Source organism: Burkholderia sp. Ac-20345 (assembly GCF_017104825.1).
GTDB lineage: Bacteria > Pseudomonadota > Gammaproteobacteria > Burkholderiales > Burkholderiaceae > Burkholderia > Burkholderia lata_B.
This window is the reverse complement of record NZ_JAAGPO010000265.1, coordinates 1-11050: the sequence shown is the minus strand read 5'-3', so window position 1 is coordinate 11050 and position 11050 is coordinate 1. Positions and strand designations below refer to the sequence as shown.

At 66.5% G+C, this 11050-nt stretch carries 9 protein-coding genes; 4 read left to right on the top strand and 5 right to left on the bottom strand.

What is annotated here, in order from left to right:
* On the bottom strand, nt 1-702 hold a 702-nt coding region (bla, locus tag G3O06_RS43495; RefSeq protein ID WP_205819778.1), incomplete at its 3' end, for a class A beta-lactamase.
* Nucleotides 703-912: 210 nt separating this feature from the next.
* Nucleotides 913-1770: a peptidoglycan DD-metalloendopeptidase family protein gene (locus tag G3O06_RS43490; RefSeq protein ID WP_205819777.1), complete on the bottom strand. Its 858-nt coding sequence runs from the start codon at nt 1768-1770 to the stop codon at nt 913-915.
* 535 nt (nt 1771-2305) lie between these two features.
* On the opposite strand from G3O06_RS43490, the gene G3O06_RS43485 reads away from it, so the two are divergent.
* The 3 genes from G3O06_RS43485 to G3O06_RS43475 all read left to right on the top strand — a co-directional run bounded on the left by G3O06_RS43485 (nt 2306) and on the right by G3O06_RS43475 (nt 6299).
* Complete coding sequence (locus tag G3O06_RS43485; RefSeq protein ID WP_205819776.1) at nt 2306-3202, top strand: LysR family transcriptional regulator; 897 nt, start codon at nt 2306-2308, stop codon at nt 3200-3202.
* A 46-nt stretch (nt 3203-3248) separates the two neighbouring features.
* Nucleotides 3249-3635 (top strand): ester cyclase, encoded by a 387-nt coding sequence (locus G3O06_RS43480; protein WP_205819775.1) that lies wholly within the window; start codon nt 3249-3251, stop codon nt 3633-3635.
* 495 nt (nt 3636-4130) lie between these two features.
* The gene (locus G3O06_RS43475; RefSeq protein ID WP_205819774.1) at nt 4131-6299 is read left to right on the top strand and encodes a hypothetical protein; all 2169 of its coding nucleotides are present in this window, start codon (nt 4131-4133) and stop codon (nt 6297-6299) included.
* 112 nt (nt 6300-6411) lie between these two features.
* Here G3O06_RS43475 and G3O06_RS43470 read toward each other — a convergent pair whose 3' ends face one another.
* A complete protein-coding gene (locus tag G3O06_RS43470; RefSeq protein WP_205819773.1) occupies nt 6412-7152 on the bottom strand; it encodes a sulfite exporter TauE/SafE family protein in 741 nt (246 codons plus the stop codon).
* Between the two features lie 288 nt (nt 7153-7440).
* Complete coding sequence (locus G3O06_RS43465) at nt 7441-8457, bottom strand: aldo/keto reductase (protein ID WP_205819772.1); 1017 nt, start codon at nt 8455-8457, stop codon at nt 7441-7443.
* Between the two features lie 139 nt (nt 8458-8596).
* On the opposite strand from G3O06_RS43465, the gene G3O06_RS43460 reads away from it, so the two are divergent.
* On the top strand, nt 8597-9508 hold the full coding sequence (locus G3O06_RS43460; protein WP_174968945.1) for a LysR family transcriptional regulator: 912 nt from the start codon (nt 8597-8599) through the stop codon (nt 9506-9508).
* A 37-nt stretch (nt 9509-9545) separates the two neighbouring features.
* Here G3O06_RS43460 and G3O06_RS43455 read toward each other — a convergent pair whose 3' ends face one another.
* A complete protein-coding gene (locus G3O06_RS43455) occupies nt 9546-10700 on the bottom strand; it encodes a porin (protein WP_174968944.1) in 1155 nt (384 codons plus the stop codon).
* Nucleotides 10701-11050 lie beyond the last annotated feature (350 nt).

Below are 11050 nucleotides of genomic sequence, written 5' to 3'. Positions count from 1 at the left end.
GGGCGGCACACCCGCCGCGATGCCGGTCGCGCCACGCGCGCCGCCGACCATCCACTCCGTCAGTTGCGCGCGCTGCGGTTCCTGCAGCGTGTTGCCGAGCAGCAGCCGCTGCAGCGAGTCGACCATCTCGACCGGCGTCGACGTGTCGCGTTCGTCACCGGGCGCCGCGTTGTTCAGTTCGGGTTCCCAGTGATCGAGTCGGAAGAACGTATCACCGCTCGCGCGAGCGAACGACGTGACGGCCTGCGGGCCGCCGAGCACGCCCATCAGCAGGTTGCCGGCGCCCTTGTCGCCCGACTGCAGCATCGCCACGCACAGCTGCTCGATCGTCATGCCTGTGTCGACGTGGCTTTCCGTGATCGGCGAGCCCGACACGATTTCATAGCGGCGGTACAGGATGCGGCGCGGCAGCAGCGACGCGTCGAGCGAGCCGCGCGCGAGCATCGCGGCGGCCGCAACCACCGCATACGTACCGCACAGCGGGAAGCGCTCGCGCGCATGGTGAGCGATGCGCACGCCGTTCGACGTATCGAGCGCGGCGATGCCGAGCCGGCCATTCGAGGCCTTCTCGAGCGCGGTCAATTCGGCCTGGGCGGCGTGGGCGCGCCCCTGGTCGGCGACCGGCGCGGATGTGCACGCGGCGACGAACGGCGCGGCAACGGCGGCAAGCAACAGCGAGCGGCGTGTCGGAGAGTGTTCCATGGATGAGGTGTGTTCTGTCGGAAACGGTGGCACGAAGCAGCGCGGGCACGCGTCGAAGCAGCGCGCCCGTTCACGCCGGCAGCCGACTCGCGACGGCATTCGCCGCGCATCCCCGAAAGACGACCGCCGGCCCCGCGAAGCGCGGGACTCGCATGAACAGACCCTAGCGTAGCAGCGACCGCCGCCACGTTCCAGCGAAACGGCCCTGCTTCACCCTTGCGACGAAGGCAGATACGGCATCGGATTGACCGGCTTGCCGTCGCGTCGCACCTCGAACAGCAGCGCGACACGCGAGTTGTCGAGGTCGCCCATCTCGGCGATCTCGTCGCCCTGGCGCACGATGTCACCCGTCTTCACGAGCAGCTTGCGGTTGTGCGCATAGGCGGTCAGGAAATCCGCGTTGTGCTGGACGATGATCAGGCTGCCGTAATCGTTCAGGCCGGTGCCCGCATACATCACGCGGCCGTCGGCCGCCGCGCGTACGGGGTCGCCCGGCCGGCCGGCGATCTGGATGCCGCGGTTCTGCCCCGGCCGGAACCCGTCGACGATCTTGCCGTTCGCGGGCCACTTGAGCGCGACGCCACCCGCATGCCGCTTCATTTCCTTGACGACCTGACGGTCGCTCGCGCTCGACGCTGTGGTCTGCGCGGTTGGCGGGTTGCCCGCTGCGCCATTGCTCGCTGCCGACGATGCGGCCACCTGCGTGCCGGCCGCGCCCGGTGCCGGCAACGGCTGCTGCTTGACGATGCGCAGCACCTGCCCCATGCGCAGCCGGCCGTTCGCACCCAGCTTGTTCCAGGTGCGCAGGTCGGCAATGCTGCAGCCGTTCGCGGACGCGATGCCCGTCAACGAGTCGCCGCGCTTCACGACGTACTTCTGCGCGACGAAAATCGGCGCCGGCGGCGGGGTGGCGGCCGACGGCGCAGCGGCGGGCTGGCCCGACGACGACTGTCCCGCCTGCGTATCGCTCGGCGGAACGGACTGCGTGCTTGCACAACCGGCCATGACGAGCACGGCTGCCAGGCCTGGCAGCCACGCCGCGTGACGGTGAATCTCGCGCGTTTTCATGGACGATCCGACTCCGGTTTGACAATCTTTCAAGCATCTCAAAAACGGAACGGCCGACGTGTAACCGGATGCAAACAATGATGACAAACGATCACGAACCGGATGCCGGCCGGCATTCGCTACCGGTAATACGGTCCGATCCGGAAAAACTTGATGGTCTTTTTGCGCGAAAACGGAAGAATTTTCGTTTTAGAAAACTATGACGAACTCGTTTCGATAGACGTGAAGCGGCGGCCGCCGCCCGCTGCGGCGCACGGCAGCCGCGACGTTCAACGCAACCACGTGGCGAGTTCCGAACAGGCCCACGCGATGCCGATGCACAGGAACAGCACGTGCAGCGCGATCTTGAACGACACGCCCCACGACGGATCGATCCGCATGACTGGCTCCCCGGTTGATGTGCGGCCATGATCCGCCATCGATCGCGCCCCGAAAATGCGGAACCGGCGAATCGGGCCTCAGGCTGCGCCTGAGACCGCGGCTGCGGTTCCCTGCTAACTTATCGGCCATTCCAACACGATCGCCCCCACCCACCATGCGCTTCGACCTGACCGACCTGCGGCTCTTCCTGAACATCTGCGAGGCCGGCACGATCACGAGCGGCGCCGAGCGGACCCACATCACGCTGCAGGCCGCGAGCGAGCGCATCCGCGGCATGGAAGACGAACTCGGCGTGCCGCTGCTGCACCGGACCAAGTCGGGCGCGCAGGCAACCGACGCGGGCCGCGCGCTCGAACACCACGCGCGCACCGTGCTGCAGCAGATCGACCACATGCGCGGCGAGCTGCAGCAATACGGCCAGGGGCTGCGCGGGCATATCCGGCTGCTGTGCAACACGGCGTCGCTGAGCGAATACCTGCCCGACGCGCTGGCCGACTACCTGCCGCATCATCCGAAGCTGTCGATCAGCGTCGAGGAGCGCTCGAGCCAGGAGATCGTGCATGCGATCCGCAACAAGACGGCCGAGGTCGGCATCGTCGCCGATTCGGTCGGGCTCGGCGGGCTCGAACAGAAACCGTTCCGCGAAGACTGGCTGATCGTCGTCGTGCCGGCCGCGCATCCGCTCGCGTTGCAAGACAAGGTCGCGTTCGACTCGATCGCCGATGCCGACTTCATCGGCCTTACCGACGGCAGCGCACTGCAGGTGCATCTGGCCGACCAGGCGCGCGCGCTCGGCAAGCGGATCCGCTATCGCGTGCAACTGAAGAGCTTCGATGCGATCTGCCGCGTGATCGCCAGCGGCGTGGGCATCGGCATCGTGTCGCGCCATGCGGCCGAGCGCGCGATGCAGACGATGGACGTGCGGCTCGTCGAGCTGTCCGATCCGTGGAGCCACCGCCGGCTGAAGCTGTGCGCGCGGTCGTTCGATGCGCTGCCGAAGTACACGCGGGAGTTCGTCGAGTTCTTGTCCGGTGAAACCACGTCGCAGTGACGCGCGCCGCATCCGACTCATCCCGTCGACACACGGAGGCACGGCCATGACCGAAACCGATCTCGCGACCCGCTACCGCGCGTACATCGACTGCCTGAACCGGCAAGACTGGCCGGCGCTCGGCGAATACGTCTCCGATGACGTGATCCACAACGACCGGCCGCTCGGCCTCGCCGGTTATCGTGCGATGCTGGAACAGGACTTCCGCGACATTCCCGATCTCCGTTTCGACATCCGGCTGCTCGTATGCGAGCCGCCGCGCATCGCATGCCGGCTTTGCTTCGCTTGTTCGCCGAGCGGCACGTTCATGGGGCTCGCCATCGACGGCCGGAAGGTCACGTTCTGCGAGAACGTGATCTACGAATTTCATGACGGCAAGATCCGCCAGGTCTGGTCGGTGATCGACAAGGCGACGATCGAGGCACAGCTCTAGTCTAGTCGGAACGGCCCGGCTGCCCGCCACCCTCGCACCCCGATGTCCGCCGCATTCACTTCGATCCTTATGGATAACGTTTTCTCTTAAAGTCTCGCGAGCGTGCATCGTCGGAAATTTCTTCTGGTCGTCGCTTCCGAATCGGCATCCTTCGCTACAGCCTGTCAAAGCAAGAAGAAATTCCGGCAAATTTCACGATATTCCGATCTCACGCACCACTCCCGACTTCCCACTATCCGTGTTTTTCCCGCCCCGTCCGGCGTGAAAGTTCATTGACATCACGCCGATCTCTGCCTAGATTTGGAAAACGTTTTCCAATGCATCCGCGCGACGCCGGTCACGGCCCGCGCAGGGAGAACGCTTGCCCGCTCGATTGGTAGTTCAGGCCGTTTGCCTTCAGGGATCAGGGTTGCAAGGCGGCGGTAGGTACGGGCATCGAGCGCGGCAACGGCCACACCCGCCCGTCCTTCATCACTATTCAAAACTGGAGACACAATGCATCCGCGCAGCAGATTCGCGCTCGGCGCCGCGCTCAGCGCCCTTTCCGTCCTGTTCGTCAGCGCATGCGGCGGCAACGACGTGACCGACACGCCGCCGTCATCCTCGCCGCCCCCGTCCACGACACCGTCGCTCGCGTCGAACTCGCTGCAGGCGCTCGTCTATGGCGCGGCCGACACCAGCGTACCGGCCGGCACGAACGTTCCGGTCACGATGATGGGCCAGATGCGCGCGCTGTTCGACCTGATCCGGAAATCACCCGACTTCACGCAGGTCGTGATGGATCTCGGCGACGGCACGCCGGTCCACGTGCTCGACACGAACACCGGCGACAAATTCCTGCCGGGCAAGCTCGCGCTCGGCCTGTCGTACATCCTGATCGACATGAAGTCGAAGAACGATCCGCAGTACGCGAGCTACCTCGCGACGTACCAGACGATCACGACCGCGATGATGGCGCAGTCGGGCAGCAACTACACGTATGCGAATACGTCGTGGGGCGAGTACTACTACCTCGTCACGCTGAACAACCTGAAGGCGCGCGGGATGCTCAACGAAGTCTTCAGCGACGCGATGCTCGCGACGCTGCAGCAGCGCCTCACCTTCTGCGACATGTTCGGCCCCGATGCGAGCGGCAAGACCAATACGTGCCCCGCGGCCGGCACGCCGATCGACATCGCGTCGCTCAACACCGCGCAGAACTACTATGCGGTGTCCTACGGAATCGCCGGGCTGCGCCAGAAGCTCGGCTGGAGCAGCCCGTCGTTTGCATCGAAGACCGATCCGTCGGTCGCGACGATGGGCGCGCGCGACGCGCTGCTGTACACGCTCACGAACCATATCCGCAACGACTCTTCGGGCGGGTTCTCGGACGAAGCGTCGAACACGCACACGACCTACTACGACCAGGCGCGCTTCGACCGCTACAGCACGCTGCTGATCGGCGAAGTGACCGAGCGTACGTTCGAGATGGGCAACGAGGCGAACCTCACGCCCGAGCTGAAGGGCTATCTGCGCAAGTCGGTCGACCTGATCCTGCCGCAACTGAACGCAAACGGCCAGGGCTTCAACTACGGTCGCTCGATCGGCCCGTACGGCGATTCGGCGTTCATGGAAGTGCTGACGGCCGCGGCCAACGCCGGCGTACTGACCGACCAGGAGAAACAGGTTGCCTATGCGTTCATCTACCAGGCCGCGCATCGGTTCGACACGTACTGGTACGACCCGTCGCTGCCGACACCGTCGGTGAACATGTGGGTCAAGGGCCGCGGCACGGACGCGTATCGCGGCAAGCCGCGCGTGATGGGCGAGAACTTCAGCCTGCTGCACCAGTACCTGTACGTGAACGCATGGTGGAACAAGCTCGGCTTCGGCGGCAAGGCGCCGATGGCGGATGCGGACTACAACGCGTGGCTCGACGCGCTGCCGCGTTACACGCTCACCTGGTACAACCAGCCGGGCGACACCGCGCATCCGTACAGTGCGGCGCTCGTCACCGTGCGCGACGGCCGGCGCGTGATCAACCTGAACCTCAACCAGGCGCCCGACTACAACTCGTACACGCCGTACTACCCGGTGCCGTTCTCCGACAAGCTGATCTACGGCACGACGGATCTCGGCTACGCGCTGCTGGTGCCGCAGGTGTCGTACAACGGGAAGACCTACATTCCCGTCACGTACTACAAGAACCTGAACGTCCAGCAAAGCAACGGGCAGGTGGTCGTGTCGTTCGATACCACGAAGTTCCGGCTCGCGTCGAAGAACGCGGCATACACGACGGATCTCGACCTGCAGGTGCATACGGTGCTGACGTTCGCGCACGGCTCGGTCGCACGCAGCGACACGCTGAGCACGGGCACGCTCACCGGCAACCTGTCGGTCGAAACGGACTTCACGTCGTTCGCGGATTTCGCATCGACGCAGGCGAACGGCGACGGCGTGTCGGTGACCTACGCGAACAGTGCCGCGACCGGCTATGCGGCGTCCGGATTCGACAACTGCGCGCTGTCCGCCTTCGACACGGCGAACGGCACGACGAATCCGCTGTCGACGACGCCGATCGGCCAGTTGCATTCGAACTTCGCGTGCACGACGAAGCCGTTCGCACTCGGCGTGGGCACGACCCGCACGCTCGGGTGGACGCTGAAGTACGCCGACCCGGCCTGAGCGATGTGACCTACGTCCGGTGAACGCTCCCGGAGCCGGTTGTCGTCGAAGCCGGCTTCGGGAGCGTCACGTGCCGCGGACGGCGGGCATCACGCTCGTCGGCGATGCCCGCTCACAGCCACCCCGAAGCCGCCATATACGCGCCGAGCGCAATCAGTCCGACGAAGAAGCAGCGCTTGAACGCCTTCTCGCTCATCACGCGCCGCGCATATTGCCCGCCGGCCATGCCCGCCAACGCCGGCACGAGCGCGAGCGCCGACACGCCGAGATCGACCGTCTCCAGCGCCCCCGTCACGCGCAACTGCAGGCCGAGCACAATCGTCGATGCGGTGAACGACAGCCCGAGCGCCTGGATCAGGTCGTCCTTCGACAGTCGCAGCGCCTGCAGGTACGGCACGGCCGGCACGACGAACACGCCGGTCGCGGCCGTCACGACACCCGTCAGGTAGCCGACCAAGGCCGACAGCCATTTTTCATGGCGGCCCGGCGCGGGCAGCCGCGCGGCGGCCAGCCCCCACAGCCCGTAGAGAATCAGCACCACGCCGAGCGCCGCATGCGTCCAGGTGCTGCCGGCCGCGAGCGCGGGCAGCCCGCCCGTCAGCGTGCCGATCGTCAGGCCCGCGAGCAGCGGCCACAACCGGCGCAGCAGCGGCCCGAACGAAGGGCCGAGCCACAACTGCCACACATTGGTGATGAACGACGGCACGAGCAGCAGGCTCGCGGCGGCCGACGGCGGCATCGCGAGCGTCAGCAGCCCCATCGCGATGGTCGGCAGCCCGAGCCCGATCATCCCCTTGACCGCGCCGGCCAGCAGGAAAACCACCGCGATGATCGTCAGCGTTTGAATGTGCATGAAAGGCATTCCGTCTGGTTGAGTACGGCGCCGATGGTGAACCCCGATTGCGCCGCCTACCATCTGGCTTTGCCTGAGGCTGGCTAGGGCTTGCCGGATGGAGCCGGCGGCGCGATTGTGCCGTTGCGCCGTTGTGCCGTTGTGCGTGTGCCGGCGAAACACGCGCCGCCGGCGTCAAGTCGGCGGGGCCGAACACGCACCGCCATCCGGGTTGCCGCCCCCGGCCCCAGCCCCCGGATTCGAGCCGAATACGGGGGCTGTTCCGAAACCGATGCCGATCCGGGCCGATCAGTCCCCGTGAGATGCCCCCTGCCCCTGCTCGCTGTCGAGGTGCGCCATCTGTGCGGCCGGATAACGCTCACCGGCAGCCGCCCCGGCGGGAACCGCCGCTTCGATGCGAGCGATGTCATTGACCGTTAGTTGCATCTCGGCGGCTTGCAACGCGTCCTGAAGCTGCGTGCGCTTGCGCGCGCCGATCAGCGGCACGATATCGCCGCCGCGCGACAGCGCCCACGCGATCGCGACCTGCGCCGGATTGCTGCCCTTCTCGTCGGCGATCGCGCGCAGCGCGTCGACGAGCGCGAGGTTGTGCGCGAGGTTCTCGCCCTGGAAGCGCGGGCTCGCCCCGCGAAAATCGCGCTCGCCTTCCCGCGCCGCACTCCAGCGTCCGCCCAGCAGCCCGCGCGACAGCACGCCGTAGGCCGTGACGCCGATCCCGAGTTCGCGGCACGCGGGCAGGATCCCGGCCTCGATGCCGCGTGACAGCAGCGAATATTCGATCTGCAGGTCGGAGATCGGCGCGACGGCGGCCGCGCGGCGGATCGTATCAACGCCGGCTTCCGACAGGCCGATATGGCGCACGTACCCGGCCTTCACGAGATCGGCGATCGCGCCGATCGTCTCCTCGATCGGCACCGCCGGATCGACGCGCGCCGGCCGGTAGATGTCGATGTAGTCGGTGCCGAGCCGCTTCAGCGAGTACGCGACGAAGTTGCGGATCGCCACCGGCCGCGCGTCGTAGCCGGCAAACCCGCCGGCCGGATCGCGCAGCGCGCCGAATTTCACGCTGATCAGCACCTGGTCGCGTGCCCGGCCGCGCAGCGCATCGCGGATCAGCATCTCGTTGTCGCCCATCCCGTAGAAATCGCCGGTGTCGAGCATCGTGATGCCGTGGTCGAGGGCCGCGTGCAGCGTCGCGATGCTTTCGTCACGGTCGGCCGGCCCGTAGAAGTCCGACATCCCCATGCAGCCGAGCGCGAGCGCCGACACCCGCGGGCCCGTACGGCCCAGTTCACGCGTTTCCATGTCCGTTTCCTTGAGTGATGAATGAACAGGCCGGATTCTGGACGCATCGCGACACGCGATAAACGCGAAACACTCAACCAAACCATTCGACGCTGATTAACAATGGAGCCTGCTCCCTCCACCCACGCACTCGCCCCGCATGGATCATCTGCAAGCAATGCGCATCTTCGCGCGCGTCGCCCATCTCGGCAGCTTCACGAAAGCGGCCGAGCAGCTGCAGCTGCCGCGCCCGACGGTCAGCAACGCCGTCCAGTATCTGGAAAAGCACCTGAAGATCCGCCTGCTGCAGCGCACGACGCGGCGCGTCGCGCTGACGGCCGAAGGCGCGACCTATTACGAGCGCTGCGTGCGGTTGCTGGCCGACCTGGACGATGCGGAAACGCTGTTCGAGGACGCCGGCACGACGCCGCGCGGCGCGATCCGCGTCGACCTGCCCGAGCGCTTCGCGCTGAACCAGGTGATTCCGGCGCTACCGGGTTTCCATGCGCGCTACCCCGACCTGCGCGTGGTGATCGGCACGACCGACCGCTTCGTCGACCTCGTCGCCGACGGCATCGACTGCGCGGTGCGGGTCGGCGCGATGTCCGACACGTCGCTCGTCGCGCGGCGCATCGGCGAACTGGCGCAGATCAACTGCGCGGCGCCCGCGTATCTCGAGCGGCACGGCACGCCGCGCTCGCCGGACGAGCTGCCGGACCACGTCGCGGTCGGCTATTTCTCGAGCCGCACGGGCCGCGAGCTGGACTGGGAATATGCGGATATGGATTCGGGCGAGCTGCACGCGGTCAAGATGCGCAGCGTCGTGGCGGTGAACAGCTCTCAGGCGTATCTCGCGTGCTGTCTCGCGGGTCTCGGGCTGATCCAGGCACCGCGCGACGGGCTCGGGCCGCTGCTCGCCGACGGCTCGCTGGTCGAGGTACTGCCAGAATGGAATGCCGAGCCGCTGCCCGTGTCGGTGGTGTTTCCGACCGGCCGGCATCTCGCGCCGCGCGTGCGGATCTTCGTCGACTGGCTCGCGGAAACGCTCGGCGCCACGCCCCTGGCAGATTGACGGCAGGCGCCGGAGCACTCGCCCCGGCGCCGCCCGATCAGAACTTGTGGCGGATAGCGGCGCGCACCGCGAACTGGTTCGACGACGCCGACGGGCCGTCCGTGCCGACCACGTAACCGCCGTCGGCCGCGGTGCCGGTCTTGTCGCCGGCAACCTTCTGCCATGCGCCCTGCAGATACACGTCGGTGCGCTTCGACAGGCTGTAGTCGGCCATCAGGCCGACCGTGTGGTATTTCGGCTTGAACGACCCGGCCGCGGCATCGTACTTGCCGTCCGTGTACACGTACTGCGCGCCGAGATAGAAATCGGGCGTGAGCTGGTACTTGCCGTTGATCTCGAAGTTCTGGAACTTCGTCGCGGTCAGCCCGAGGCCGGCGAACGTCGAAGCCGGCAGGTAGACGGTCGACACCGGGTTCTTCACGTCCGTCTTCGTGTAGACGAAGCCGACCGTGGCCGGGCCGAACGTGTAGTTGACGCCGCCGCCGAAGATCCGCAGGCGGTCGGCGACGAAGTTCGCGTCATCCGCCGAGATCGCGCCCGCGCTGCCGACGCCCGGGTTGTTCGCCTGCAGGTACGCAGCCGCGACCTGCAGCCCGGCCAGCGAGTATTGCGCGCCGAGGCTGTATTGACGGTTGTTCGAGAAGCCGGTGCTGTTGCTGAAGCTGTACGTGCCGCCGAACGTCAAGCCGTTCCAGTCGGCGCTCGCATACTTGACCGTGTTGTTGACGCGGAACGAGTTGTCCGTGTTGTCGTTGTCGAACGGGTGCGAGAACAGCGTGCCGCCCCAGTTGCCGTTGGCGGTGAGCGGTGCGAGATAGTCGACCACCGAGTCGTACTGGCGGCCGAAGGTCAGCGTGCCGAAGCGCGGCGCGCTCAGCCCGACGAACGCCTGGCGGCCGAACATGCGGCCGCCCTGGCCGAGCCGGCCGTTGTTCACGTCAAAACCGTTTTCCAGCGTGAAGATCGCCTTCAGCCCGCCGCCGAGATCCTCGCTGCCCTTCAGGCCCCAGCGGCTGCCCTGCGCATAGCCGCTCGCGAGCTGGTAATTCGATTTTCCGACCCCATTGACGTTCACGTTGTTCGTGTAGTTGAAGCCTTCGTCGATCACACCGTACAGCGTCACGCTGTTCTGGGCGAAGACCGGCGCGGCAAAAGCGGCCAGCGCGGCGGTAAAAATGACGTGCTTCTTCATGACGGATCTCCGGAGCCGGGCCGGGCGGGTCGAGCGCCCGGCGAATGTTTGGTCTGTTGTATGTGTGGCCCGCAGGGCGGACGACGCGGTGTGCGGCCGCGTGAGGTCAAAATGGTGTCACGTCGCAAACCGTCCGTCCATCGGGGTAGATGAACGCGGCGCAAACCGTTGCGCTCGTCCAACTGCCCCGTTGCGCAGACTGCCTGACCCGGCTTATCGGCAGCGGCAGGACGGACGGCCATCCGCGTAAACCCGGTGTGCGTCGCATCGGTGGCACAATGCGCATCCGTTCGTCATTTCTTCACGAAGTCATGCTTCACCCCGATTCATGCGCGGCGCGTGCCGGCCGA